We start from the raw sequence: 25,227 nt of genomic DNA, 5'->3' as shown, positions 1-25,227 counted from the left end.
GCGCCAACCCACGACCGCCGCCCGAAAACCTACACCTGACAATATGCGTGCCTTCTTCTCGGATGACCAGTTGCTCCATCAGCCGCGCCAGTTCATGCGCGCGGGCAGGCTGTGCGAGCCGACCGACGTGCCCGCACGCGCCGCCGCGCTGCAGGCCACGCTCGCCACGCGCGGCATCGATCTGGCCGTCGCGCCGGACTACGGCCGTGCGCCGCTGGAAACGGTACACAGCGCGGCCTATCTCGATTTCCTGTGCGAGGCCTACGAACGCTGGCAGGCGCTGGCGCGCCCCGGCTTCGAACCGGGCATCGAGGTGCTGCCCAACCTGTCGCCGTACCACAACGGCAAGCTCGACCAGAGCCGCCGGCCCGATTGCCCGACCGACTCGGTGATCGCGCAGGCCGGCTATTACCTCGGCGACCTGAGTTGCCCGCTGGGCCCGCACAGCTGGCGGTCGATCCTGCGTTCGGCCCACAGCGCGGTGGCGGCGGCGGACTACGTCTGCGAGCAGGGGGGCGGCGGCATGGCCTACGCGCTGTGCCGGCCCTCCGGTCATCACGCGCACAGCGACCGCGCCGGCGGCTTCTGCTACGTCAACAACGCCGCGATCGCCGCGCAGGGTCTGCTCAAGCGCTTCGGCAAGGTGGCGGTGCTCGACGTCGACGCGCATCACGGCGACGGCACGCAGCAGATCTTCTACCAGCGCTCGGACGTGATGACGATCTCGCTGCATGCCGATCCCGCCGGCTACTACCCCTTCTATACCGGCTATGCCAACGAACGCGGCTACGGCGCGGGCTACGGCTACAACCTGAACTTCCCGCTGCCGCACGGCACGGGCGACGCCGGCTTCCTGGCGGCGCTCGACAGCGCGCTCGACGCGCTGCGCGACTACCGGCCGCAGGCGCTGGTGCTGTCGCTGGGCTTCGATACCTATGTGGACGACCCCATCAGCGTGCTGGCCGTCGGCATGGACGGCTACCGCGGCATCGGCGAGCGCATCCACGCGCTGGGCGTGCCGACGGTCGTGGTGCAGGAGGGCGGCTACGAGGTCGACGCCATCGGCCACGCGCTGGACGCCTTCCTGTCGGGCTTCGCCCCCGCGATGGCCTGAGCCCCGCTTCCAAGGAGAGCACGATGACGACACTGAAGATCGACGGCCAGCGGCTGTGGGAATCGCTGATGGCGCTGGCGCGCATCGGCGCGACGCCCAAGGGCGGCAACGCGCGGCTGGCGCTGACCGCACTGGACGGGCAGGGGCGCGACCTGGTGACCGGCTGGATGCGCGAGGCCGGCCTGACGGTGACGGTGGACAAGGTCGGCAATATCTTCGGCCGGCGCGCCGGCCGCAACGACGCGCTGCCGCCCGTAATGACCGGCAGCCATATCGACACGCAGCCGACCGGCGGCAAGTTCGACGGCTGCTTCGGCGTGCTGGCCGGGCTGGAGGTGGTGCGTACCCTCAACGATCGCGGCATCCAGACCGAGGCGCCGATCGAGGTCGCGATCTGGACCAACGAGGAAGGCACGCGCTTCGTGCCGGTGATGATGGGCTCGGGCGTGTTCGCCGGCATCTTCCCGTTGAAGACCGCGCTGGACGCCACCGATCGCGACGGCAAGCGCGTCGAGGACGAACTGCGGGCGATCGGCTATGCCGGCACCGCGGAGGTCGGCGGGCGCCAGGTCGGGGCCTATTTCGAGGCCCATATCGAACAGGGCCCGATCCTCGAAGCCGCCGACAACGTGATCGGCGTGGTGACCGGCTCGCTGGGCCTGCGTTGGTACGACGTGACCGTGACCGGCATGGAGGCCCATGCGGGACCCACGCCGATGCCGCTGCGGCGCGATGCGCTGTATGGCGCCACCTTCCTGATGCAGGAGGTGGTGCGCATCGCCAACGATTTCGCGCCGCATGGTCGCGGCACCGTCGGCGTGGTCAATGCCCATCCGGCCTCGCGCAACGTGATTCCCGGCGCCGTGACCTTCACCGTGGACCTGCGCCACGAGGACGCGGCGCGCCTCGCCGAGATGGACGCACGCTTTCGCGCGGCCTGCGCCGCGCTGGCCGCCGGTACCACCACCGGCACGCCGCTGGAGGTCGATGTGCGCGACGTGCAGTATTTCGCGCCGACGCCGTTCGACCCGGAGCTGATCGCCCACGTGCGCAATGAAGCGCAGGCGCGCGGCTACCGGCATCAGGACATCGTCACCGGCGCCGGCCACGACGCGGTCTACATGGCCGGCGTCGCGCCCACCGCGATGATCTTCGTGCCCTGCAAGGACGGCATCAGCCATAACGAGATCGAGGACGCCAAGCCCGAGCATCTTGAAGCCGGCGCCAACGTGCTGCTCGGCGCGATGGTGGCGCGGGCCGGCACGTGAACGCCGCCCTGGGCCGCGACAGCGGCTGGTGGCGCGGGGGCCTGCTGTTCCTGTGCGTGGTGATGCTGTTCGCCACGGTCGACGCGACCGCCAAGCATCTGGTGGGGCGCTATCCGGCGCCCTTCCTCAATGCGGTGCGTTATGCCGCCACCTGCACCGTCGCCATCGCGATGCTGGCGAACGCGGGCCGGCTGCGCTTCTGGCGCACGCCCCATCGCGGCCTGCTGGTGTTGCGCGGGCTGATGCTGGCAGTCATGGGCACCTGCTTCATGACCGCGCTGTTGTGGATGCCGCTGGCCGAAGCCACCGCGATCTATTTCATGGCGCCGCTGGTCGTGGTGGCGCTGTCGCCGTGGCTGCTGGCCGAGCGCGTCGGGGCGCGCCAGTGGCTGGCGGTGGCAACGGGATTCGCCGGCATGCTGTTGATCGTGCGCCCCGGCGGCCAGTTGTCGTGGATCGGCACGGCGCTGATGGTGGCGGCCATGCTCGGCTACGCGCTGCTGCAGCTGCTGACCCGGCGCATGGCCGGCAAGGTCGATGCCACGGTGCAGTACGGCTTCGCGGCGGTCATCTGCATGATCGCCACCGGCCTGCCGGCGCCGTTCTTCCTGCCGGTGGTGTGGCCGGATCTGGTCGACTGGCTGACGATCCTCGCGATGGGCTTCATGAGCGCGCTGGCGCAGGTGCTGCTGATCCTGGCCCTGCAGCGGGCGCCGGCTTCCACGCTGGCGCCGCTGAACTACTGCCATCTGCTGCTGGCGCTGGTCTACAGCGCATGGTGGTTCGGCCGCTGGCCGGATGCGCTGGCGATGGGCGGCATCGCGCTGATCGTCGGCGCCGGGCTGTCGCTGACGCTGCCCGCACGCGCCGCGGCGGCTTCTTCTTCTACCCTGGATTCGAGGCAACCCTCATGAGCGAGCTTCACGACCTGGCCTATTGGCGCCAACGCGCGCAGTCGATCGTCCCGCGCCTGCGCGGACAGGCCTATATCGACGGCAAATGGACCGACGCGGCCGACGGCGCCACCTTCGACAGCATCGATCCGGCCACCGGCACCGTGCTGGCGAAGGTGGCCGCCTGCGGCGAGGCCGACGTGGATCGCGCCGTCGCCGCCGCGCGCAGGGCATTCGAGCAGGGCGTGTGGGCGGCCATGCCGCGCCGCGAGCGCAAGGCCACGCTGCTGCGGCTGGCGGCGCTGATCGAGCAGCATCGCGAGGAACTGGCACTGCTCGAAACGCTGGACATGGGCAAGCCGATCGCCGACACGCTGCTGTACGACATCCCCGAGTCGGCGCGCACCTACGCGTGGTACGCCGAGGCGATCGACAAGATCTACGACGAGATCGCGCCGACCGATGCCAACGTGCTGGCGACCATCACGCGCGAACCGCTGGGCGTGGTGGCGGCCGTGGTGCCGTGGAACTATCCGCTGCTGATGGCGAGCTGGAAGGTCGCGCCCGCTCTGGCGGCCGGCAACAGCGTGGTGCTCAAGCCGGCCGAGCAGTCGCCCTTGAGCGCGCTGCGCCTGGCCGCGCTCGCCGAAGAGGCCGGCATTCCGGCCGGCGTGTTCAACGTGGTGCCGGGGCTCGGCGCGCAGGCGGGGCAGGCGCTGGGCCGGCATTCCGACGTGGACTGCATCGCCTTCACCGGCTCGACCGCGACCGGCAAGCGGTTCCTGGAATATGCGGGACAGTCGAACCTGAAGCGGGTCTGGCTCGAATGCGGCGGCAAGTCACCGCATATCGTGTTCGACGATTGCCCCGACCTGGACCGCGCCGCGCAGGCCGCGGCGATCGGCATCTTCAACAACCAGGGGGAGATCTGCATCGCGGGCTCGCGGCTGTACGTGCAGCGCGGCATCTGCGACGCCTTCATGGCGAAGCTCGAGGCCTGCGCCGCCAACATGCAGCCCGGCGATCCGCTCGATCCGGCCTCCGCGATGGGCGCGATCGTCGATGCGCGCCAGCTCGACCGCGTGATGTCCTATGTGGCAGCCGGCCAGCGCGAAGGCGCCCGGCTGCGGCTGGGTGGCCAGCGTGTCCGGGCCGACAGCGGCGGCTACTTCCTGCAGCCGACCATCTTCGAATGTCCCGCGCAATCGCTGTCGATCGTGCGCGAGGAAATCTTCGGGCCGGTGCTGGCCGTGACCGTGTTCGATACCGAGGAGGAGGCGCTGCGGATGGCCAACGACTCGCCCTATGGTCTCGGCTCGGGCCTGTGGACCGCGAACCTGGCGCGCGCGCATCGCGTGTCACGGCAGCTGCGGGCCGGGCTGGTATGGGTCAACTGCTATATGGACGGCGACATCACGGTGCCGTTCGGCGGCGTCAAGCAGTCCGGCTCGGGCCGCGACAAGTCGCTGCATGCGCTGGACAAGTACACGGACCTGAAGACGACCTGGATCAGCCTGGCGTAGTCCGCCTCAGGGCCGCCGCGCGGTCCACGCGGCCTGGGGCACAGGGCACAGGGCACAGGGCACAGGGCACAGGGCACAGGGCGGCGGACCCGGGCGCGGTTCCTGTCCCGAAACCGGTTCCGGCTCCGGTTCCGGTTCCGCTTCCGCGCCGCCGTTCGTCAATGTCAGAGGAACAATGTCCCCCCTCTGACCCATGCGCTCCCTTCTTGTCCGGCTGCACCGCTGGTTCGGCCTTGCCGCCGCCATCTTCCTGTTCATCTCCGGCGTGACCGGCGCCATCATCTCGTGGGATCACGAACTCGATGAATGGCTCAATCCCGAGCTGTTCCACGCGCGCACCGAAGGCACCCCGATGCCGGCGCTGGAGCTGGCACGCCATATCGAGCAAGCTGATCCGCGGCTGCGGATCAGCTATACGCCGCTGGAGCTGGAGCCCGGCCATGCGCTGACGATGTTCGTCGAAGGGCGGATCGATCCGGCCACCGGCAAGCCTTTCGACCTGGGCTTCAACCAGATCGCGGTCGACCCGGTCACCGGCGAGATCCAGGCGCGCCGGATGTGGGGCGCGGTCTCGCTGTCGCGCGAGAACCTGCTGCCCTTCCTCTACAAGCTGCACTACACGATGCATATCCCCGACGGCTGGGGCATCGAGCTGGGCAAATGGTTCATGGGGCTGATCGCGATGGCGTGGGCGCTGGACTGCCTGATCGCGCTGTGGCTGTCGTTTCCGAGCCGTGCCGCATGGCGCAAGTCCTTCGCCTTCCGCTGGCGCAAGGGCGGCTATGCGCTGAACTTCGACCTGCATCGCTCGGGCGCGGTCTGGCTGTGGGGCCTGTTGTTGCTGCTGGCCGTGACGTCGATCTCGATGAATCTGGAGACGCAGGTGATGCGGCCGCTGGTGGCCAAGCTGTCGCCGTTGAGCCCCAACGAATTCGACAAGCGCACGCCGCGCCCGCTGGACCGGCCGCACGAACCGGCGGTCACGCGCGAGCAGGTCCTCGCCGCGGCCCGCGCGGAAGGCGCGCGCCGCGGCTGGATCGAACCGGCCGGCGGCATCTTCTACTCGTCGCCATACGACCTCTATGGCGTGGGCTTCTTCGAGGTCGGCAACGACCATGGCGACGGGGGCCTGGGCAACAACTGGCTGTACTTCGATGGCAAGACGCTGGCGCCCGCGGGCGGCAGCCTTCCCGGCACCGGCAGCGCCGGCGATCTGTTCCTGCAGGCGCAATTCCCGCTGCATTCCGGCCGCATTCTCGGCCTGCCCGGGCGGGTACTGATTTCGCTGATGGGACTGATGGTGGCCACGCTGTGCGTGACCGGCGTGGTGATCTGGGCCCGCAAGCGGGCGGGCCGGCGCGCGGCGGCGGGCATGCGGCAAGTGCGTTCGATTCCTGCCGCGGAGCAGGGAGCGTAAGTCGGCGGGGATGCGGCAAGTGCGATCGATTCCCCCGGCGGAGCAAGGGGCGTAAGCGGGGGGACGCGGCAACGCGATCGATTCCCACCGTGCAGTAGGGTGCGTAATCCGGGAGGGGCGGTTTCAGCGCGGCGCCGCGGCGGCCCGTCGCCGGGCGCGCGCCGCCAGCCCGCCGCCGAGCGACCAGCGCAGCGTCGGCGCCAGCACGCGCATGCCGGCCAGCGACAGCGGGCGCCGCAGCGCGCTGACGCTCGCCCCGGCCAGCCCCAGTTCGCGCCGCACCCATTCCGGCAGCAGTGCGATGCCGGCATCGGCCATGATCCGTACCGCCGGCACCAGCAGCGGGTTGGCCACCGGCATCTGCATCACCAGCCGCACCACTTCATGGGTGCGCTCGGTGACCAGCAATTGCGGACGCATCCTGTCCAGATATGCCGCGATCTGGTCGCGCGAGCGCGGCACCTCGGTCGCCCCGAGCAGCTCGGCCACCAGGGCCACCTCGTTGTAATAGCGATCCTGCTCGGCGTGGGACAGCGGGCCGACATAGCGCAGGTAGGCGGCGAGAAAGCTCGAGACCTCGGCGACATGGACCCAGGTCAGCAGCGCGGGATCGCTGGCGGCATAAGGCCGGCCGTCGGGCGCGGTGCCGTTCACGCCGGCGTGGATGCGGCGCACCCGTTCGATCAGCCGCATCGCGTCGGCGCGGCTGCCATAGGTCGTGCCGGCGATGAACTGCGCGGTGCGGCCCAGGCGTCCCTGCATGTCGGTACGGAATCTGGAGTGGTCCCACACGCCGGCCAGCGCGAGCGGGTGCATGGTCTGCATCAGCAGCGCGCTGACGCCGCCGGCCAGCATCGCGGGAAAGTCGCCATGCACGCGCCAGCAGACCGCGTCCGGCCCGAACAGGCCCGGATCGCCCGGGGGATTGTCGTAGTCCAGCGTCAGGCCGGAGTTGCTGCGGGTCAGCGCGCGCACATGCGCGCCGGCCTGTTCGCGCACGCGCCGGACCACGCTGCCCGGACGCGCCGCCGCGGCATTCAGCCCCTGTCTGCTTCCTTCGCTGCCCTTCATGCCTGCCCGATCTCGTGCCGTCTTCAGTGGATCGGCGCTCCGGGGAGCGCCGCTCTGGCGCCCCTGCTGCGCCGTTCCAGCGCCGTTTCATGCCGCTTCAATGCTGTTTCGGCGCTGGTTAGACAGCCTAATAGTAACGAAGGTCGGTGGCCTTGCCCCAGAACACGCGGTAGGCGTAGATCGTGTAGCCGAGGATGGTCGGCAGCACGATCACCGCGCCGACCAGGATCACGGTCAGCGATTCCGGGGCGCTGGCGGCTTGCCAGATGTCGAGCTGGTCGACCACCAGGTAGGGGAACAGGCTGTAGGCCAGGCCGTTGAAGGCCATCAGGAAGATCACCGCGGTGCCGACGAAAGGCACCCACGCCCAGCGGTCGTTGCCGGCCCTCTGCATCGGCCCCATCCGCCGCAGCAGCCGGTCGATGATCACGAACAGCGCCACCGTGATCAGCGGAATCGGCGCCAGCAGGATGATGTTCGGCAGCGAGAACCATTTGTCGAAGATCCGCTCGCTGACCAGCGGCGTCACCACCGAAATGGCGGCCACGCCGACGCCGGTCAGCCACAGGCTGCGCCGGGCCCAGTAGATCGCCCGCGCCTGCAGGCTGCCGGTGGTCTTCATGATCAGCCAGCTGGCGCCGAGCAGGCAGTAGCCCGCCACCAGGCACAGCCCCACCACCACCGCGAACAGCAGGTCGAGCCAGCCGTATTCGAAGCCGGTGATATAGAGCCCCAGCATCAGGCCCTGCGAGAACGAGGCCAGCAGCGAGCCGCCATAGAAGGCCCAGTTCCACCACGGCTTGTGGTGGGCGCGGGCCTTGACGCGGAAGTCGAAGGCGACGCCGCGCAGGATCAGCCCGGCCAGCATCAGCGCGACCGGCAGGTACAGATTGGTCAGGATCACGCCGTGCGCCATCGGGAAGGCCGTCAGCAGCAGGCCGACGCCGAGCACCAGCCAGGTCTCGTTGGCATCCCAGAAGGGGCCGATCGACGCGATCATCGTGTCCTTGTCGGCGTCGTCGGCGCGCCGCAGCAGCACGCCGACGCCCAGGTCGTAGCCGTCCAGGATCACGTAGATCAGCATCGACAAGCCCATCAGGGCCAGGAAGACCAGCGGCATCCAGCCGGCGGGTTGGGACAGGTCGGTCATTGCGCGCTCCGTGGCTTGCCGCCGATGACGGGTTGAGGGGTTTCGATTTCCGGTTCGTCGATGGCCGGATCGGTGCCGGCGCGGCGGGCCAGATAGAAGACCACCGAGATATAGGCGGCAATCAGCAGCACATACAGCGACAGGTACATCAGCAGGGTCGAGGCGACCATCGTCGCCGGCACCTTCGAGGCCGCCTCCGCGGTGGTCAGCACGCCGTAGACCAGGTAGGGCTGGCGGCCGATCTCGGTGACATACCAGCCGGCCACCAGCGCGATCCAGCCGGAGAAGGTCATCGCCAGCAGCAGGCGCGCCACGGCGCGGGACGGCTCGCCGCGCCGCTTGAATTGCCAGGCCGCCAGCCAGGAGACCAGCAGCATCAGCATGCCGATGCCGACCATGATGCGGAAGGCGAAGAACACCGGCGCCACGGGCGGATGCTTGCCGGGGAAGGCGTCGATGCCCTTGACCTCGCCGTCGAAGGTATGGGTCAGATAGAAGGACGCGAGCTTGGGGATCGAGATCTCCCAGTCGGTGCTCTGCGTCACCGCGTTGGGCCAGCCGAACAGCACCGCGGGAACGCTCTTGCCGGTAGTCCAGATGCCCTCCATCGCAGCAATCTTGGCCGGCTGGTGTTCCAGCGTATTGAGGCCATGCAGGTCGCCGACGACGATCTGCAGCGGGATCAGCACCGCCGCCACCATCACGCCGGTGCGCATGGTCGAGCGGACCTCCGGCGAGCGGTCGTTGCGCAGCCAGCGGTAGGCCGAGATGCCGGCCAGCAGGAAGGACACCGTCAGCCCCGAGGCGATCAGCATATGGGTCAGGCGGAACGGGAACGAGGGGTTGAAGATCACCTGCAGCCAGCTGACCACATGGGCCTTGCCGTCGATCATCTCGAAGCCCGCCGGCGTCTGCATCCACGAGTTCAGCGCCAGGATCCAGAACGCCGACAGCGTGGTGCCGCCGGCCACCAGCAGCGTGGCGATCGTATGGGTGCGGTTGCTGACCCGGCGCATGCCGAACAGCATGATGCCCAGGAAGGTCGCCTCCAGGAAGAACGCGGTCAGCACCTCGTAGGCCAGCAGCGGCCCGGCGATATTGCCCACCGTCTCCATATAGCCAGGCCAGTTGGTGCCGAACTGGAAGCTCATCGTGATGCCGCTGACGACGCCGAGCGCGAAGGTCAGCGCGAACACCTTGACCCAGAAGCGGTAGGCCGCCATCCAGCGCTCGTCGCCGGTCTTGCCGTAGCGCAGCTTGAAGAACAGCAGCACCCAGCCGAGCGCGATGCTGATGGTGGGGAACAGGATGTGGAAGGTGATATTGGCGGCGAACTGGATCCGCGCCAGCAGGATCGGGTCGAGCGACGACAACATGGGGCACTACTCCTTCTTGGTGCGAGCCGGCTTGCGCTTGCCTTCGGCGGGTTTGCCGCCAAGGGCCCCGGATAGCTTGTCCTTCACTTCCAGCAGCTTAGTCACGCGGGAACCGAGTCGCATCAATTTTTCCAGGGTGGCGACATCCAGCTTCTGCATGTCGCTGAACCAGCCGGTCACGAGCAGGATCAGCTCGTACATCTCCTGCATGCGCCGCTGGGCGTGCTTGTCGTCGGGATCGGACGGCGTTTCGAGCTGAACTTCCCGCAACATCGACAAAGTGGGGTCGATTTCCCGGCGGCGGCGTTCCTCCGCCAGGGTCCGGAAAATGGCCCAGACATCGTCCGGCGCCGAGAAATACTCGCGCCGGTCGCCCGGCTGGTGCGAAAGCCGTACCAGGTTCCACGACTCGAGTTCCTTCAGCCCGATGCTGACGTTGGAGCGGGAGAAGCCCAGCGACTCGGCGATCTCGTCGGCATTGAGCGGGCGCGCCGCGGTGAACAGCAGCGCGTAGATCTGGCCGACGGTACGGTTGATGCCCCAGCGGCTTCCCATTTCGCCGAAATGGAGGACGAAGCGCTGGACCAGGGGCGAGAGTTGCATGTTTGTCTTTTTTGAATTTTCAGGAATTTGTGAAAGTTTAGAACGGAATGATGCGGCGCGGCAAGCGCGGTGGCCGGTGTGCGACCGGATGCCGCACGCCGCCCGCACGTCGCCTGCACGTCGCCCGCAATTAGGCGGCGCTTTGGCTCCGGCGCGGTGCCCGTCATTCCCGGGAGGCATATGCCGCCGATCTCGATGCGGCGCCGACGGGTGGGGCCAAGCCCCCTCACTGTAGAATACGATAACGATTCTCGTTTATTGATAGCAGTGTGAGCAGAATGGACACCCGTCCCAGCATCCTGATCGTCGACGACCACAAGGACATACGTGATCCCTTGTCGACTTACATCAGGCGCTTCGATTTCGACGTAGAGGCTGTGGCCGACGGCAAGGCGATGCGCCATCGGCTGGAAGAGCGCCGCTACAGCCTGATCATCCTGGACATCATGCTGCCAGGAGAAGACGGGCTGTCGCTGTGCCGCTATGTGTCCGAGCATGTGGGAACGCCGGTCATCCTGCTGACCGCGATGACCGAGCAGGCCGACCGGATTGCCGGCCTGGAGATCGGCGCGGCCGACTATGTGGTCAAGCCCTTCGATCCGCGGGAGCTGGTGGCCCGCATCCGCAGCGTGCTGCGCCGCAACCGCGTGCCCGAGGCGCGCGAGCCCGGCGAGGTGCCGGCGCCCCGGGAATACCGCTTCACCTTCTGCGGCTGGACCTTCGATACCAGGACGCGGGCGCTGCGCAATCCGCGCGACGAGGAGGTGCCGCTCAGCACCGCCGAGTTCCATCTGCTGCGGGCGCTGGTCGAGAACGCCAACCGCGTGCTGAGCCGCAGCCAGCTGCTCGACATGACGCAGCGCTCCGGAACGATGACGTTCGACCGCAGCATCGACAGCCAGGTCAGCCGCCTGCGCAAGAAGCTGGAACCCGATCCGCGGCATCCCGGCATGCTCAAGACCGTCCGCGGAGACGGTTATCTGCTCGCGACCAAGGTCTCGGTCCTGCCGTCATGAAATGGTTCCCGCGCAGCCTGTCGGGCCAGCTCGTGGCCCTGTGGCTGCTGGCGATGCTGGCCGCCCACGTCTTCGCCGTGGTCGCGCTGTCGTGGTGGCGCGCGGACAATGCCACGCTCCATCCGTTGTCGGTGCGGACCATCGAGACGCGCATCCTGTCCGCCTACCGGCTGGCCGGCCGATCCGCCGATGCCGATGCCTTGCTCGAAGACATCAGCCTGCCGGACTCGACGTTCCGGCTCGCCACGCACGCGTTGCCGGACCCGTACGGCATGGGCGAGCAGGAGCGCGCGCTGGCGCAGCGGCTGCGCGGCCTGCTCGATGTGGCGGACCAGGTGCCGATCCACGTCCGCCTGCAGCAGGCCGAACCCGAGCGCAGCAGCCAGCGCGGCGGCAACTGGCTGGAGCGGGCGTTCAGCCGGACGCATGCGCTGGCGCTGGACGTCGAGGTCCGGTTGCCCAACGGACGCTGGCTGCACAGCCGGCACTGGCCGACGATGGTCCCCGCGCACTGGTCCCGTGTCCTGAGCTTTTCGCTGCTGGTCGGCATGCTGCCGACGGCGATCATCGCGCTGCTGTTCGGGCGCCGCATCATGCGGCCGCTGCGGCTGCTGACCGAGGCGTCGAAGCGCGTCAGCCGCGGCGAGCGCGTCATTCTTCCCGCGCCCGACGGGCTCAGCGGCGTGCGCGAGATCACGCAGGCGTTCAACGACATGCAGGAGAGCCTGACCCGTTTCGTCAACGGGCGGACGCAGATGTTTGCCGCCATCGGCCATGACCTGCGCACCCCGCTGACCTCGCTGCGCATCCGGGCCGAGCTGATCGACGACGCCGAGCTGCGCGACGCGATGGTCAAGACGCTGGACGACATGAGCGTGATGGTCGAAGGGGCGCTGCAGTTCGCGCGCGACGATGCGCTGCAGGAGCCGACCCAGGACGTCAGGCTCGACGAGCTGATCCAGGAGATCGTCGACCAGCAGACCATCCAGGGGCGCGAGGTCCGCTGCGACACGCGGCCCGACCCGGCGCTGTTCTATCGTTGCCGCCCCGTCCATCTGAAGCGGGGGCTGAGCAACATCATCGACAACGCCGCGCGCTACGGGCAGGTCGGCGTCCATGTCGTGGCCGACAAGGTCAGGCATACGCTGCGCATCGAAGTCGAGGACGAGGGACCTGGAATCGATGCCGAGCAGCTGGAGCGGGTATTCGAGCCGTTCACCCGCCTCGACTCCGCCCGCAGCGCCGACACCGGCGGACTCGGTCTGGGCCTGGCCATTGCCCGTTCCTGCATCCGCGCCCATGGCGGCGACGTCACGTTGCACAACCGGGCGGAGGGCGGCCTGCGGGCCGTCATCGAGCTGCCGAACTAGGCGGCGGAGCGGCAAGCGCCGGTGGCCGGACTCGGGGCGGGACGGGAGGCCGGAACGGTGGCGGGGACGCGCAGGCAGGACCGGCACGGCCACGATTGTGGCGAATTGTGTCAACGCCTCCCCGCTGCAATAGTTCGCCACAAATCAACAAACGCCGGCAACATCAAATAGTAATCATTCGCATTTTGACGGTTGCTGAATGCCTGCCGTAGTGGCAGCGCCGAAATGCGGTGTTCACCTCTTTGACGGGGAGGGTGCTAATCGTTTCCAGCGGAGGCTCGGCAGCGTCATGTCCGTTGTCTTCTCTGGAGTCCTCCGTGCAGCAAAGAAAAATAGCGAACGCCATCCGCCTGCTGGTCTCAGGCGCTTCCGCGGGTCTGGTGATTTCGGTGTCGACGGTCCCCCTCGCGGCCCATGCCCAGGCGGCGGCGGACGCGGACACTTCGGCTGGACGCGCGAAGACCGGCGGCAACGTGCTGCCTCAGGTCACCGTCTCCGGCGACGCCATCCAGAACACCAACGACGCGCCGCTCGGCATCTCGCGGCTGCCGGACACGGTCCGCGAAACGCCGAAGACGATCAACGTCGTGCCGCAGGAGGTCATCGAGCAGCAGCACGCCACCTCGCTCGAGCAGATCCTGAAGAACGTGCCGGGCATCACGATCTCGACCGGCGAGGGCAACGGCGGCCAGAACGGCGACCAGTTCCGCATCCGCGGCCTGTCCGCCAAGGGCGACATCTACGTCGACGGCTTGCGGGATTTCGGCGCCTACAAGCGCGATGCGTTCAACACCGAAAGCGTCGAGGTGATCAAGGGACCGTCGGGCGAGAGCTTCGGCGTGGGCAATGTCGGCGGCCTGATCAACCAGACCACCAAGAAGGCGAACCTGCATACCAGCACCAGCATCGACCAGGGTTTCGCCACCGAAGACACCTATCGCACCACGGTCGACAGCAACTTCCGCCTGAACGACACCTCGGCGCTGCGCATCAACGGCATGTTCCAGAACGGCCGCGTGGCGGACCGCGCCCACGTCGGCGATGACCGCCGCGGCCTGGCGATCGATTTCGGCACGGGCCTGGGTACCAGCACCGAATGGCACCTGAACTATTCCTACCTGCGCCGCACCGGCGCGCCGGATTTTGGTGTGCCCGTTGCGCAGGGCTCCGACGGCATCTACCGTCCGCTGACGGAGTACGGCGTGCCGGGCATTTCGTCGTCGACCTCGTACGTGCGCAACACCGACCGCGACAGGACCGATGCGCACGTGGTGTCGTCGAACTTCAAGACGAAGCTCGACAACGGCATCACGATCAGCAATGACACGCGCTTCAGCTACTACGAGCGCGATTTCTCGGCGACCAATCCGGCGAGCATCAATGCCGCCAACCTGCAGCGGCTGCTGGCCGGCGGCAACGTCGCGCTGTCGTACGGCGCCGGCGGCGGCATGACGTATCTGCAGCGCGGCTGGGGCGTGCAGAATGTGCTGAGCGCCAAGGGCGAGTTCATGACCGGCAGCCTGCGCCACAAGGCGATGGTCGGCCTCGATACGATCTACCAGCGCGACCATCGCAGCCTGGGCACCTGGACCGGCCGCAACAACAACCAGACCGTCGTCAATCCGGTCTTCGACAACAGCCCGAACGCGACGGTGGCCTACGGCAACACGCGCGATGCCAATGCGACCAATGTCGGCGTGTTCGTCAACGACCGTGTCTGGCTGCACGACAAGTTCTCGCTGCTGGGCAGCCTGCGCTGGGACTACTTCCAGAGCGAATTCTCGACCAGCGCCTCGACGCTGGGCGGCAAGGCGGACTCGAAGAAGCTGAGCCCGTCGATCAGCGCGATCTGGGAGCCGACCAAGGACGCGATGTTCTACACGTCGTTCTCGCGCACCTACCGGCCGGTGGGCACCGATATCGCGGTGGCGGTCGGCGGCGTCGCGTCGGAAGTGCCGCAGAACGGTGTCGGCAACGAGCCCGAGCGTTCGGACACCATCGAGGTGGGCGCCAAGGTCGACTTCCTCGACAAGCGGCTCGGCCTGACCGGCGCGATCTTCCAGACCAAGAAGGCCAACGCCTACACGGTCGATCCGGTGACCGGCGATATCACCAACGGCTTCTCCGACTCGGGCGAAGGCCGCAAGATCCGCGGCGTGGAAGTGGGCCTGAGCGGCCGCATCGTCGGCGGCTGGACCGCCAATGTCGCCTATGCCTACCTGAGCGGCGAGGTGACGTCGGCCACCAATGGCGCGATCGTCGGCAATGCGGCGCCGGGGGTGTCGCGCCACAACGTCACGCTGTGGACCGCCTATGACATCCCGCATACGCTGCTGCCGGTGCCGGGCAAGCTGACCATCGGCGGCGGCCTGCAGTACGCCACCGGTTACTGGGCGGATTCGCCGAATACCGCGAAGATGCCGGACAACTTCTCGCTGGACGCGATGATCGCGTACAAGGTCGGCAAGTACCGGATTTCGCTGAACGGCTACAACCTGACGGACCATCTGAACTATCAGTCCTCGTTCGGCGCCGTGCGCGCGGTGCCGACCTCGCGCAGGACGTTCCTGCTGAACGTCGGCATGACGTTCTAAGCGGAAACGAAAGGGGCCGGCAGTGTGCGGTCCCTTCGTTTTTGGGGACGGGCCCCTGTGTGCGAGCCCTCTTCTGGCGGGAACGTTATTCGCGAGCCCTATTCGGGAAGCCTTTTCAGGGAAGCCGCTAGAATCGGGCTTTCCGCCGCCCGCCGCCTGTTTCCTTCCGCCAACGTTGCCATGCTGGTCCAGATCCCCGATGTGCTGACCCCCGAAGAAGTCCGGTATTGCCGGGAACGCCTCGCGCGCTCGCAATGGGTCGACGGGCGCGTGACCGCCGGCGATCTGGCGGCGAAGTCCAAGCAAAACCTGCAGATTCCGGTCGACAGCGCGGAGGCGCGCGAGCTCGGCGAGCTGGTGCTGACCGCGCTGGGCCGCAACCCGACCTACCACTCGGCCGCGCTGCCGCTGCGCGTCCTGCCGCCGATGTTCAATCGCTACGAGAGCGCGATGACCTTCGGCACCCATGTCGACAATGCGATCCGCACGGTGCCGGGAACGGGCGGCATGCGCATTCGCGCCGATGTCTCCAGCACGCTGTTCCTGTCCGATCCCGATGAGTACGAAGGCGGCGAGCTGGTGATCCAGGACCTCTACGGCTCGCATACCGTCAAGCTGCCGGCCGGGCATCTGGTGGTCTATCCCGCCTCGTCGTTGCACACGGTGACGCCGGTCACCAGGGGCACGCGCTGGGCATCGTTCTTCTGGGCGCAGTCGATGGTCAAGGACGACGGCCAGCGGCGCATGCTGTACGAACTTGATCTCGCCATCATCGAGATCCGCAAGCAGTTGGGCGATGACAAGGACGCCGTGCTGGCCCTGGTCAATCACTATCACAACCTGCTGCGGCGCTGGGCCGAGCTGTGACGCGCTGGCAGATTCCCCCGGATACCGTCTCGCTGCGCGACTACGAGCGGCGCTTTCACGAACGGGTGGAACCGGGCGTGCGCGCCTATATCGCGGGCGCCGCGGCGGATGGCATCACGCAGCACGAGAACGCTGCCGCCTTCGAGCGGCTGCGGCTGATGCCGAGGGCGCTGGTCGACATGTCGCAGGCGTCGGCACGCCGCACGCTGTTCGGCGAAATTCTGGAATATCCGATCCTGCTCGCGCCGACGGCCTTCCATCGGCTGGTGCATCCGGACGGCGAACTGGCGACGGTGCAGGCGGCCTCGCTGACGCGCACCTGGATGACGGTCGCCACGCAGGCCAGCGTGACGCTCGAGGAGATTGCGAAGGCGTCGGCGGTGCCGCTGTGGTTCCAGCTGTATTTCCAGCCGAGGCCGCAGGATACGGCCGACCTGGTGCGCCGCGCCGAGCAGGCCGGATACAAGGCGATCGTCGTGACGATCGACGCCGCGGTCAGCGGTGTCCGCAATATCGAGCAGCGCGCGGGCTTCCGCCTTCCGGACGATGTTGGGGCCGTCAATCTCGCGGCGTATCCGCCGGTTGCGCCGGTCAGCACCAGCAACGGCAGCCCGGTGTTCCGAGGCATGCTGAAGCATGCGCCGACATGGCGCGATATCGAGGCGCTGTGTCGGAAGACCTCGCTGCCGGTGCTGGTCAAGGGGCTGCTGAACCCGCAGGACGTCGAGCCGGCCCTGAGCGCCGGGGTCGCCGGCATCGTCGTCTCGAACCATGGCGGGCGCACGCTCGACACCGTACCGGCCACGATCGACTGCCTGCCGGCCATCGCGGCGCAAGTTGGCGGCAGGGTGCCGATCCTGCTGGATGGCGGCATCCGGCGCGGAACCGATATCGTCAAGGCGATCGCGCTGGGCGCGACCGCGGTGCTGCTCGGGCAGCCGGTGCTCCATGCCCTGGCGGTCGGCGGCATGCCGGGCGTCGCGCATATGCTGACGCTGCTGCAGGCCGAGCTGGAGGTCGCGATGGCCCTGACGGGCAAGCCCACGCTGGACGCGATCGATGCGTCCGTGCTGGCGCCGTCGCGATAGCGTGTGTCCCGCCAGCCCGCGCGCCCCGGAGCGGGGTGGTTGGCGAGGCCTGTAGGCCCTCTACTGATAATAAGTTATCATTAATCGATCGACGCACGCCCCCAACAAGGTGTGCTCGTCTTGATCCCGCCCCGCGAACGGACGGGTGTTGCAGAAGGACGATCGACACATGTATTCGCTACTCTCGCGCCCGCTGCGGGTCATCGCCTTCGTCGCGAGGGCCATCACCGCGATGACCGTCACCGCGATCACCATCAGCGCCATGGCCGCGCCCGCCCACGCCGCGGAGCCGCATGTCCATGGCCAGGCCACGCTCGACGTCGCGGTGGAAGGGCCCGTGCTGTCCATTGCGCTGGCCTCGCCGCTGGACAACGTGTTCGGCTTCGAGCGCCTGCCGCGCACCGACGCCGAGCGGGCGAAGGTCCGTCAGGCGATCGCGCGCCTGCGCGACGGCGCGGCGTTGTTCCTGCCGTCGCCCGAGGCGGACTGCCGCCTGGAGGCCGCGCAGGTTCATTTCGGCGCGCTGCATCACGGCCTGACCGGCGAGGGCGAAGCGCCGCGCGGCGAGCCGCAGGCCGAACACCAGCATGCGGATCTCGATGCGGACTACCGCTTCCGCTGCGCGCGCCCCGAGGCGCTGCGCTCGCTGGAGGTGCGCGTGTTCCGCGCGTTCCCCGGCGTCAGCCGGATTGCCGTCCAGCTCGCCACCGACAAGCGCCAGTCGGGCGCCACGCTGACGCCGGCACAGGCGCGCCTGCGCTGGTGAGGGCCATGGCGGACGCGATGCCACGGATGGAACGCGGCGAGCCGCTTGTCGCCGCCACGAATCTTGCCTTTCGCTGGCCCGGGCGCGACGGCGGCGCGTTGGCGCTGCATTCGTTCGAACTGGCTCGCGGCGAGCATCTGTTCGTGTCCGGCCCGAGCGGCAGCGGCAAGACCACGCTGCTGTCACTGCTGGCCGGCGTGGTGGCGCCGCGCCAGGGCACCATCCGCATCGCCGGTACCGACCTGACGGCGCTGCCGGCCGCTCGGCGCGACCGTTTTCGCGCCGACCATATCGGCATCATCTTCCAGCAACTGAACCTGCTGCCCTATCTGTCCGTGCTGGACAACGTGCTGCTGCCGTGCCGCTTCTCGGCAAGCCGCAAGGCCCGCGCCTGCGAGCAGGCCGGTGGCGAGACCGAGGCGGCCGGCATGCTGCTTGAACGGCTCGATATGCCTTCAAGTTTGTGGCGGCGCCCCGCGGCGCAGCTGTCGGTGGGGCAGCAGCAGCGCGTGGCCGCGGCGCGCGCGCTGCTGGGGCGGCCCGAGCTGATCCTGGCCGACGAGCCAACGTCGTCTCTCGATGCCGCCCGGCAGGCCGCGTTCATGGCGCTGCTGCAGCGAGAGTGCCGCGCATCCGGCGCCGGACTGGTGATGGTCAGCCACGATGACCGGTTGGCGGCCGGCTTCGATCGGCGCTTCACGATGCCGGCCGCCGAGGAAGGCGAATCGGCATCGGAGGAAGGCATGAGGGGATGGGCATGAGGGGATGGGCATGAGCGGCGCGCATGGCGATGGACGTGACCGATGGGCATGACCGGCGGGCATGAAGGGATAGGCATGAGGAGACAGGCATGACGGCGCTGATGTCGATTGCCGCGCGCAGCGCCTGGAACCGCCGCGCCAACCTGGTCTGCATGGTGCTGGCGATTGCGCTGTCGACGGCGCTGCTGCTGGGCATCGAGCGGGTCCGCCATCAGGTACGCGCCAGCTTCGCGCAATCGGTGTCGGGCACGGACCTGATCGTCGGCGCCCGCACCAGCCCGATCCAGCTGGTGCTGTATGCGGTCTTCCGGCTCGGCGGCGCGACCGACAACATCGGTTGGGACAGCGTGCAACGCCTCGGCAGCCATCCGCAGGTCGCATGGACGATCCCGTTGTCGCTGGGAGATTCGCATCGCGGCTTTCCGGTGCTGGCGACCACGGCCGCCTATTTCGAGCATTTTCGCCATGGCGACGGCCGCGCGCTGCGGCTCGCGCAGGGCCGGCCCTTCGGCGAGAAGATTGACGGCGGGGCTGATGGGACGAGTGGCGCCAGCGTTGACGGCAGCGTTGACGGCAAGATTGACGGCATCTTCGACGCGGTGCTCGGTGCCGAGGTCGCCCGGCGCCTGGGCTATCGCATCGGACAACAGATCGTGCTGACCCATGGCGATGTGGCGGCCCCGGGCGCGCTGCGCCTGGAGCACGGCGACAAGCCCTTTACCGTGGTCGGCATCCTGGCGCCGACCGGCACGCCGGTCGATCGCACGATCCATATCGGCCTGCAGGCGATGCAGGCCATCCATCTCGATTTCCAGGGCGGCACGCGCGTGCCCGGCGCGGCGATCGCGCCCGAGCATCTGCGGCGGTTCGACCTGACGCCCGACAGCGTCACCGCGGTGCTGGTCGGCCTGAAGCTGCGCTCGCGCGTCTTCGCGCTGCAGCGGGAGATCGCGCAGGACACGCGCGAGCCCTTGATGGCGGTGCTGCCCGGCGTGGCGCTCGACGCGCTGTGGGACCTCGTCGATATCGCCGAAAACGCGCTGCGTGCCGTGTCGGCGATGGTCGCGGTGATCGGACTGGCGGGCCTGGCCTCGTCGATCCTGGCGGCGCTCGGCGAGCGGCGCCGCGAACTGGCGATCCTGCGCGCGGCGGGGGCGCGGCCGCGCGATGTCCTGGCCTTGCTCGCCATCGAAGGCATGATGCTGATGCTGACCGGCGTCGCCGCGGGCGTGGCGCTGCTGTCGCTGACCAGCGCGCTGCTGGCCGGCTGGCTCGAGGCGCGCCTTGGCGTGGCGTTGCCGGTGTCCTGGCCGAGCGCGGCGGAGCTGCCGATCCTGGCGGCGCTGGTACTGGCCGGGTTTGCCGCAAGCCTGCTGCCGGCATGGCGCGCCTACCGCCTGAGCCTGGCGGACGGGCTCAATCCAAGGACATAAGGCATGACAAGGCAAACGCGAACCGAAACGCCAACCCCGGCGCAAAACAACCCGCAGCGCCGCAAGTGGCTGCGCGCGGCAGGCGGCTTCGCGGTGGTGGCGGGCGTGAGCGCCGCGGGCCTCTGGTGGATCCGCCGCGGCGGCGATTCGGCGGAGGCGTCCGGGTCATCGTCGGCGGCGCGGCCGAAATACGCGATCGGCGAAACGCTCGAACGCCAGGCACCTGCTGCCGCTGCTGCGCCCACCAGCTATCGCGAAATCGAATGGGACGCCTTGCTGCCGAAGGGATGGGATCCGCTCGCGCCGCTGAAGGGCCTCGATCTGGCGCAGATGGAGGATGGCGATCCGCGCGCGCAGGCCGCGCTGGAGCAGGCGAAGCGCTACTGGCAGGAGGCGCCGGTCGAACCGTCGCTCGACGGCTCGCCGGTGCGTTTGCCGGGCTTCGTGGTGTCGCTGGGCGGCGAGGGCGAGGCGATCCGCGAATTCCTGTTGGTGCCGTACTTCGGCGCCTGCATCCACGTGCCGCCGCCGCCCGCCAATCAGGTCGTGCACGTCAAGACCAAGGCGCCGCTGCAGGGAATCCGCACGATGGATACCGTGTGGATCGAGGGCGTGCTGCGCGTCGAGCGCGCCGAGACGGCGATGGGCGACAGCGGCTACGCGATGCGGGAGGCGCGGGTGGAACCGTATCTGGAACCGAGGGGCGAGCGGCGCTGAGCGGCGCCCTCGGTCCCTCTCGGTCCCCTCAGGCCTAGTGCGCGCCGGCAGGCAGTCCCACCGCATCGACCAGCACCTGCTCCAGCCATGCCGGCCCGTTGGTCGACAGGCGGGCCAGCAGCCCCGTATCGGCGCCCGTGGCGATCGCCAGCACGCCGCCCAGCACGGCCACGCCCAGCGCGCGGCGCAGCCATTCGCTCGCGCCCATCGAGCGCTTCATCGCGGCCAGCACGCGGCCGCCGATGCCCAGCGCCGCCGCCAGCGAGGTCGCTGCGCCGGCGGCGTAGGCCAGCAGCGCCAGCGACGTGGACACGCTGGCGCCGTTCAGCGCCGCACCGGTCAGCACCAGCCCGAGAATCGGACCGGCGCACGGGGCCCACAGCATGCCGGTGGCCGCGCCCAGGCCGAGTGAGCCCCACACGGTGCTGTTGCCGTTGCCGCGCCCGTCGGCGAGGCGGTTGCCCAGCGCCACCAGCGGATGGGCCAGCGCATCGGCAAGCCGGGGCAGCAGCAGCGATAGTCCGAACACCGCCAGCAGCGCCAGCGCGGCCAGGCGCCCGTATTCGTTGGCCCGGACCACCCAGGCGCCGCCGACCGAGGCCAGCGTCACGACAGCGGCAAAGGTCAGCGCCATGCCGGCCAGCATCGGCAGCGTGCCGCGCAGGAAGGGCTGTCCGGTACGGCTCAGCACGAAGGGCAGCACCGGCAGGATGCAGGGGCTCAGGATGGTCAGGGCGCCGCCGAGGTAGGCGAGAATCAGCAAGGTCATGATCGTGTCTCCAGGCAAGGGGTTGGCTTGCCCTCGATCAGACCCGGCCGGCGTCGCTGCGATGTGTCGCGAAGGGGCGAGTTTGTACCGCAATGTGGGGCCTTCCCGGCCGGATACATTGCGATACACGCGGATTTGCCGTCCCCATACAATGCCGGGGCGGTGGGCATATCGCTCTGCGCTCGCTCTCCTCTCACTCTCCTTCAACTGCCGGTGACAACCATGGACGCCCACGTCGACCATATCCTCATCGTCGATGACGACCGGGAAATCCGGGAACTGGTCTCGACCTATCTGACCAAGAACGGTCTGCGCGTGACGGTGGCGCCCGATGGCCGCCACATGCGCACGTTTCTGGAAGCCAATACCGTCGACCTGATCGTGCTCGACGTGATGCTGCCCGGCGACGACGGCCTCGTGCTGTGCCGCGAGCTGCGCGCCGGCAAGCACAGGGCCACGCCGGTGCTGATGCTGACCGCCCGCGACGACGAGACCGACCGCATCATCGGCCTGGAAATGGGTGCCGACGACTATCTGGCCAAGCCCTTCGCCGCGCGCGAACTGCTGGCCCGCATCAAGGCCGTGCTGCGCCGTACCCGCATGCTGCCGCCGAACCTGCAGATCACCGAGGCCGGACAGATCCTGGCCTTCGGCAACTGGCAGCTCGATACGACCGCGCGCCACCTGATCGATGCCGAGGGCACCATCGTCGCGCTGAGCGGCGCGGAATACCGGCTGCTGCGCGTGTTCGTCGACCATCCGCAGCGCGTGCTCAATCGCGACCAGCTGCTCAATCTGACGCAGGGCCGCGAGGCCGAGATGTTCGAGCGCTCGATCGACCTGCTGGTCAGCCGCCTGCGCCAGCGCCTGAACGACGATGCGCGCGAGCCCAGCTATATCAAGACCGTGCGCAGCGAGGGCTATGTCTTCGCCGCGCCGGTGGAGATCCGCGAGGCCCGGCAGTGAAGGCCCCCGGCTGGGCCTGGCCCCGCACGCTGCGCTCGCGCCTGTTCCTGATCCTGCTGACGGGCCTCGTCGTCGCGCATGGGCTGTCGTTCGCGGTGCTGTTTTCCGAGCGCTATATGTCCGCGCGGCAGGTGATGCTCGGCACGCTGGAAACCGATGTCGCCACGTCGATCGCCATCCTCGACCGGCTGCCGGCGGCGGAGCGGCCGCAGTGGCTGCCGCGCGTCAATCGCGGCAATTATCAGTACATCCTTGGCACCGGCCTGCCCGGCGTGCCGGAGATGACCGCGCGGGGCAGGGATATCGCCGAACGGATCACCGAAGCGAGCGGCGGGCGTTTTCCGGTGCGGGTGGAGTCGATCCCCGGCGACGGCAAGCGCGTGCAGGCGCATCTGACGCTGAGCGATGGCAGTCCGCTGACCATCGACGTGCATCCGCGCATGACGCCGATCGCGCAGTGGCTGCCGTATGTATTGATCCTGCAGCTGCTGTTGCTGATCCTGTGCTGCTGGTTTGCGGTGCGGCTGGCGATCCGGCCGCTGGTCGCGCTCGGCGATGCCGCCGATGCGCTCGATCCCAACACCCAGTCCGCGCCGCTCGACGAGTCCGGTCCGACCGAGCTGGCCCGTGCCGCGCGGGCGTTCAATGCGATGCGCGGACGCATTGCGCGTTTCGTCGAGGAACGCGTGCAGATCCTCGCCGCGATCTCGCATGACCTGCAGACGCCGATCACGCGGATGAAGCTGCGGGCCGAAATGGCCGACGATTCGGACGAGAAGCGCAAGATGCTGAACGACCTGTCGGAGATCCAGACGCTGGTCCAGGAAGGCCTGGCGTACGCCCGCAGCGCGCATGGCGATGGAGAAAAGGCGTCGCGGGTCGATCTGGGCTCCTTTGTCGAGAGCCTGGCCTACGATTACCAGGACACCGGCAAGGACGTCACGGTACTGCAGAACGCCGGCGGGGCCATCGTCACGCGGCCGCATGCGTTGCGGCGCGTGCTGACCAATCTGATCGACAACGCGATCAAGTTCGGCGGATCGGCCGAACTGCGCGTGCGCCGCGACCGCGACGTGGTGGCGATCGAAGTGCTCGATCGCGGTAGCGGCATCCCGGACGATCAGCTGGAGGCCGTCCTCAAGCCCTTCGTGCGCCTGGAGCAGTCGCGCAGCCGGGAAACCGGCGGCACCGGCCTGGGCCTGGCGATCGCCCACGAGCTGACGACGGCCATCGGCGGCACGCTGACGCTGCGCAATCGGGAGGGCGGCGGACTGGCGGCGGAGGTCCGGCTGGGCTGACTGCGCGCCTTCCCGCGCCCCTTCCCGCGCCCTTCCCGCGCCCCTTCTGCTTATGACATCGGCCCCCCAGGGCCGATTTTTTTTCCCGCTTTGTATGCCTTTGTATCCGGCGTTCGCCGCGATACGCATCCAGACAAAAACGCCCCGCATCCGCTACGGGCGCGATACGTCGGTCTCCTTAAATGGCATCCGTGGCCCGGCGCTGAACACCAACGAAGCGATCCGGACCGCGCAATACCCAACTACCCAAGACCTGGCAACACCAACTCTCTTTAAAGGAAACCGATCATGACCGCCCAATTCGCCAAGCGCTTCGTCCTTGCCCTCTCGCTCGCCGCCGCTGCCGCTACGACTGCCGCAGGCGCGCACGCCGCCGGCTTCGGCCAGCCCGACGCACGCGACCCGTACACCGAGGGCGCCCGCTCGGTGGCCGACGCACGCGACCCGTACAGCAGCGGCGCCCGCTCGGCGCAAGAGCCGCGCAGCGTCTACAGCGACGGCGCGCGCCAGACCGACCCGTTCAACGACGGTGCCCGCCAGTTCGACCCGTACAGCGACGGTGCCCGTACGCTGGCCGGCCAGGACCGCACCGGCGTCTCGGCCGAGCCCGCGCGCAGCGTCGATCCCTATCTCGACGGCGCCTACGCCTGACGCTTCGGCCAGCGATACCACCATCATCGAACGCATCCCATTCATCGAATCAGCGAGGAAATCCAGATGACCCAGATCGACAAGGTGCTGTACACGGGCAAGGTCCACACCACCGGCGGACGAGACGGCGAGGCGCACAGCGACGACGGCCGGTTGAGCCTGAAGCTGTCGCCGCCGGGAAGCAAGGGCGCCGGCACCAATCCGGAGCAGCTGTTTGCCGCGGGCTGGTCCGCCTGCTACATCGGCGCGCTGGGCCGGGCCGCCAGCAAGCTGAACGTCTCGCTGCCGTCCGCCCCGTCGGTGGACGCCGAGGTCGACCTCGCCATGGCCGGCGATGCCTTCCTGCTGCAGGCCCGGCTGCGCGTCCATATTCCGGGCGTGGACGGCGAGGTGGCTCGCGCACTGGTCGAGGCGGCGCACGGCATCTGCCCGTACTCGAAGGCAACGCGCGGCAACCTCCACGTGGAGACCGTGCTGGTCTGACCGTGTGGCCGCCCTGCGCCGGTCGAGCGACCG

The 25,227-nt window shown here is 68.5% G+C and carries 22 protein-coding genes and 1 pseudogene; 18 read left to right on the top strand and 5 right to left on the bottom strand.

Going from position 1 to position 25,227, the window contains the following annotated elements; translation table 11 throughout:
* Window positions 1-43: 43 nt before the first annotated feature.
* The 5 genes from KZ686_RS18500 (at window position 44) to KZ686_RS18480 (ending at window position 6,215) form a co-directional block, all read left to right on the top strand.
* Window positions 44-1,114: a histone deacetylase family protein gene (locus KZ686_RS18500; protein WP_265634776.1), complete on the top strand. Its 1,071-nt coding sequence runs from the start codon at window positions 44-46 to the stop codon at window positions 1,112-1,114.
* A gap of 23 nt (window positions 1,115-1,137) precedes the next feature.
* Window positions 1,138-2,382: a Zn-dependent hydrolase gene (locus tag KZ686_RS18495; protein ID WP_265634775.1), complete on the top strand. Its 1,245-nt coding sequence runs from the start codon at window positions 1,138-1,140 to the stop codon at window positions 2,380-2,382.
* Window positions 2,379-3,296, top strand: coding sequence for a DMT family transporter (locus tag KZ686_RS18490; RefSeq protein WP_407648596.1), 918 nt, complete (start codon window positions 2,379-2,381; stop codon window positions 3,294-3,296). The genes KZ686_RS18495 and KZ686_RS18490 overlap by 4 nt, the downstream gene beginning before the upstream one ends.
* Complete coding sequence (locus KZ686_RS18485) at window positions 3,293-4,798, top strand: aldehyde dehydrogenase (protein ID WP_265634774.1); 1,506 nt, start codon at window positions 3,293-3,295, stop codon at window positions 4,796-4,798. The genes KZ686_RS18490 and KZ686_RS18485 overlap by 4 nt, the downstream gene beginning before the upstream one ends.
* A gap of 193 nt (window positions 4,799-4,991) precedes the next feature.
* Window positions 4,992-6,215: a PepSY-associated TM helix domain-containing protein gene (locus KZ686_RS18480; RefSeq protein ID WP_265634772.1), complete on the top strand. Its 1,224-nt coding sequence runs from the start codon at window positions 4,992-4,994 to the stop codon at window positions 6,213-6,215.
* 123 nt (window positions 6,216-6,338) lie between these two features.
* On the opposite strand, the gene KZ686_RS18475 is transcribed toward KZ686_RS18480, so the two are convergent.
* The 4 genes from KZ686_RS18475 to KZ686_RS18460 all read right to left on the bottom strand — a co-directional run bounded on the left by KZ686_RS18475 (window position 6,339) and on the right by KZ686_RS18460 (window position 10,415).
* On the bottom strand, window positions 6,339-7,286 hold the full coding sequence (locus KZ686_RS18475; RefSeq protein WP_265634770.1) for an oxygenase MpaB family protein: 948 nt from the start codon (window positions 7,284-7,286) through the stop codon (window positions 6,339-6,341).
* A gap of 127 nt (window positions 7,287-7,413) precedes the next feature.
* Complete coding sequence (locus tag KZ686_RS18470) at window positions 7,414-8,436, bottom strand: cytochrome d ubiquinol oxidase subunit II (protein WP_265634768.1); 1,023 nt, start codon at window positions 8,434-8,436, stop codon at window positions 7,414-7,416.
* Entirely contained in the window at window positions 8,433-9,812 is a 1,380-nt protein-coding gene (locus KZ686_RS18465) for a cytochrome ubiquinol oxidase subunit I (protein ID WP_265634766.1), read from the bottom strand. The genes KZ686_RS18470 and KZ686_RS18465 overlap by 4 nt, the downstream gene beginning before the upstream one ends.
* A gap of 6 nt (window positions 9,813-9,818) precedes the next feature.
* A complete protein-coding gene (locus KZ686_RS18460) occupies window positions 9,819-10,415 on the bottom strand; it encodes a GbsR/MarR family transcriptional regulator (RefSeq protein ID WP_150082272.1) in 597 nt (198 codons plus the stop codon).
* Between the two features lie 278 nt (window positions 10,416-10,693).
* Between KZ686_RS18460 and KZ686_RS18455 the strand changes: the two genes are divergently transcribed.
* The 9 genes from KZ686_RS18455 (at window position 10,694) to KZ686_RS18415 (ending at window position 21,027) form a co-directional block, all read left to right on the top strand.
* Window positions 10,694-11,431: a response regulator gene (locus KZ686_RS18455; RefSeq protein WP_265634763.1), complete on the top strand. Its 738-nt coding sequence runs from the start codon at window positions 10,694-10,696 to the stop codon at window positions 11,429-11,431.
* Complete coding sequence (locus tag KZ686_RS18450; protein WP_265634761.1) at window positions 11,428-12,801, top strand: ATP-binding protein; 1,374 nt, start codon at window positions 11,428-11,430, stop codon at window positions 12,799-12,801. Before KZ686_RS18455 ends, KZ686_RS18450 begins: the two co-directional genes overlap by 4 nt.
* Before the next feature lie 389 nt (window positions 12,802-13,190).
* On the top strand, window positions 13,191-15,395 hold the full coding sequence (locus tag KZ686_RS18445; RefSeq protein ID WP_265634759.1) for a TonB-dependent receptor: 2,205 nt from the start codon (window positions 13,191-13,193) through the stop codon (window positions 15,393-15,395).
* A gap of 180 nt (window positions 15,396-15,575) precedes the next feature.
* Window positions 15,576-16,262, top strand: coding sequence for a Fe2+-dependent dioxygenase (locus tag KZ686_RS18440; RefSeq protein WP_149319534.1), 687 nt, complete (start codon window positions 15,576-15,578; stop codon window positions 16,260-16,262).
* Window positions 16,259-17,350 carry an alpha-hydroxy acid oxidase gene (locus KZ686_RS18435; RefSeq protein WP_149319535.1) on the top strand — a complete coding sequence of 364 codons (1,092 nt, stop codon included), beginning with the start codon at window positions 16,259-16,261 and terminating at the stop codon, window positions 17,348-17,350. The genes KZ686_RS18440 and KZ686_RS18435 overlap by 4 nt, the downstream gene beginning before the upstream one ends.
* 169 nt (window positions 17,351-17,519) lie before the next feature.
* Window positions 17,520-18,116, top strand: a complete 597-nt coding sequence (locus KZ686_RS18430; RefSeq protein ID WP_265634756.1) for a DUF2796 domain-containing protein — start codon at window positions 17,520-17,522, stop codon at window positions 18,114-18,116.
* A 5-nt stretch (window positions 18,117-18,121) separates the two neighbouring features.
* Window positions 18,122-18,877 carry an ABC transporter ATP-binding protein gene (locus KZ686_RS18425; RefSeq protein ID WP_265634754.1) on the top strand — a complete coding sequence of 252 codons (756 nt, stop codon included), beginning with the start codon at window positions 18,122-18,124 and terminating at the stop codon, window positions 18,875-18,877.
* An 89-nt stretch (window positions 18,878-18,966) separates the two neighbouring features.
* Window positions 18,967-20,310 (top strand): ABC transporter permease, encoded by a 1,344-nt coding sequence (locus tag KZ686_RS18420; RefSeq protein WP_265634752.1) that lies wholly within the window; start codon window positions 18,967-18,969, stop codon window positions 20,308-20,310.
* Between the two features lie 3 nt (window positions 20,311-20,313).
* Entirely contained in the window at window positions 20,314-21,027 is a 714-nt protein-coding gene (locus KZ686_RS18415; protein WP_265634750.1) for a DUF3299 domain-containing protein, read from the top strand.
* Window positions 21,028-21,085: 58 nt separating this feature from the next.
* Here KZ686_RS18415 and KZ686_RS18410 read toward each other — a convergent pair.
* A pseudogene (locus KZ686_RS18410) lies at window positions 21,086-21,796 on the bottom strand (cytochrome c biogenesis CcdA family protein); the annotation flags it as partial.
* A gap of 222 nt (window positions 21,797-22,018) precedes the next feature.
* On the opposite strand from KZ686_RS18410, the gene KZ686_RS18405 reads away from it, so the two are divergent.
* The 4 genes from KZ686_RS18405 to KZ686_RS18390 all read left to right on the top strand — a co-directional run bounded on the left by KZ686_RS18405 (window position 22,019) and on the right by KZ686_RS18390 (window position 25,194).
* Window positions 22,019-22,762, top strand: a complete 744-nt coding sequence (locus KZ686_RS18405) for a response regulator (protein WP_265634748.1) — start codon at window positions 22,019-22,021, stop codon at window positions 22,760-22,762.
* Window positions 22,759-24,060 carry an ATP-binding protein gene (locus KZ686_RS18400; protein ID WP_265634746.1) on the top strand — a complete coding sequence of 434 codons (1,302 nt, stop codon included), beginning with the start codon at window positions 22,759-22,761 and terminating at the stop codon, window positions 24,058-24,060. The genes KZ686_RS18405 and KZ686_RS18400 overlap by 4 nt, the downstream gene beginning before the upstream one ends.
* A 288-nt stretch (window positions 24,061-24,348) precedes the next feature.
* A complete protein-coding gene (locus KZ686_RS18395) occupies window positions 24,349-24,711 on the top strand; it encodes a hydroxyquinol 1,2-dioxygenase (protein WP_265634744.1) in 363 nt (120 codons plus the stop codon).
* A 66-nt stretch (window positions 24,712-24,777) separates the two neighbouring features.
* The gene (locus tag KZ686_RS18390; protein WP_265634742.1) at window positions 24,778-25,194 is read left to right on the top strand and encodes an organic hydroperoxide resistance protein; all 417 of its coding nucleotides are present in this window, start codon (window positions 24,778-24,780) and stop codon (window positions 25,192-25,194) included.
* Window positions 25,195-25,227: the final 33 nt, after the last annotated feature.

The sequence above is a fragment of the Cupriavidus cauae genome (assembly GCF_026210475.1).
Taxonomy (GTDB): domain Bacteria; phylum Pseudomonadota; class Gammaproteobacteria; order Burkholderiales; family Burkholderiaceae; genus Cupriavidus; species Cupriavidus cauae.
The sequence above is the reverse complement of the archived record's forward strand: the minus strand, read 5'-3'. Positions and strand labels throughout refer to the sequence as shown.

What these genes read in the sequence shown, in the direction of transcription:
- KZ686_RS18500 (WP_265634776.1), top strand. Translation starts at nt 44, where the DNA reads ATGCGTGCCTTCTTCTCGGATGACCAGTTGCTCCATCAGCCGCGCCAG.
- KZ686_RS18495 (WP_265634775.1), top strand. Translation starts at nt 1,138, where the DNA reads ATGACGACACTGAAGATCGACGGCCAGCGGCTGTGGGAATCGCTGATG.
- KZ686_RS18485 (WP_265634774.1), top strand. Translation starts at nt 3,293, where the DNA reads ATGAGCGAGCTTCACGACCTGGCCTATTGGCGCCAACGCGCGCAGTCG.
- KZ686_RS18480 (WP_265634772.1), top strand. Translation starts at nt 4,992, where the DNA reads ATGCGCTCCCTTCTTGTCCGGCTGCACCGCTGGTTCGGCCTTGCCGCC.
- KZ686_RS18475 (WP_265634770.1), bottom strand. Translation starts at nt 7,286, where the DNA reads ATGAAGGGCAGCGAAGGAAGCAGACAGGGGCTGAATGCCGCGGCGGCG.
- KZ686_RS18470 (WP_265634768.1), bottom strand. Translation starts at nt 8,436, where the DNA reads ATGACCGACCTGTCCCAACCCGCCGGCTGGATGCCGCTGGTCTTCCTG.
- KZ686_RS18465 (WP_265634766.1), bottom strand. Translation starts at nt 9,812, where the DNA reads ATGTTGTCGTCGCTCGACCCGATCCTGCTGGCGCGGATCCAGTTCGCC.
- KZ686_RS18460 (WP_150082272.1), bottom strand. Translation starts at nt 10,415, where the DNA reads ATGCAACTCTCGCCCCTGGTCCAGCGCTTCGTCCTCCATTTCGGCGAA.
- KZ686_RS18455 (WP_265634763.1), top strand. Translation starts at nt 10,694, where the DNA reads ATGGACACCCGTCCCAGCATCCTGATCGTCGACGACCACAAGGACATA.
- KZ686_RS18450 (WP_265634761.1), top strand. Translation starts at nt 11,428, where the DNA reads ATGAAATGGTTCCCGCGCAGCCTGTCGGGCCAGCTCGTGGCCCTGTGG.
- KZ686_RS18440 (WP_149319534.1), top strand. Translation starts at nt 15,576, where the DNA reads ATGCTGGTCCAGATCCCCGATGTGCTGACCCCCGAAGAAGTCCGGTAT.
- KZ686_RS18430 (WP_265634756.1), top strand. Translation starts at nt 17,520, where the DNA reads ATGTATTCGCTACTCTCGCGCCCGCTGCGGGTCATCGCCTTCGTCGCG.
- KZ686_RS18425 (WP_265634754.1), top strand. Translation starts at nt 18,122, where the DNA reads ATGGCGGACGCGATGCCACGGATGGAACGCGGCGAGCCGCTTGTCGCC.
- KZ686_RS18420 (WP_265634752.1), top strand. Translation starts at nt 18,967, where the DNA reads ATGACGGCGCTGATGTCGATTGCCGCGCGCAGCGCCTGGAACCGCCGC.
- KZ686_RS18415 (WP_265634750.1), top strand. Translation starts at nt 20,314, where the DNA reads ATGACAAGGCAAACGCGAACCGAAACGCCAACCCCGGCGCAAAACAAC.
- KZ686_RS18405 (WP_265634748.1), top strand. Translation starts at nt 22,019, where the DNA reads ATGGACGCCCACGTCGACCATATCCTCATCGTCGATGACGACCGGGAA.
- KZ686_RS18395 (WP_265634744.1), top strand. Translation starts at nt 24,349, where the DNA reads ATGACCGCCCAATTCGCCAAGCGCTTCGTCCTTGCCCTCTCGCTCGCC.
- KZ686_RS18390 (WP_265634742.1), top strand. Translation starts at nt 24,778, where the DNA reads ATGACCCAGATCGACAAGGTGCTGTACACGGGCAAGGTCCACACCACC.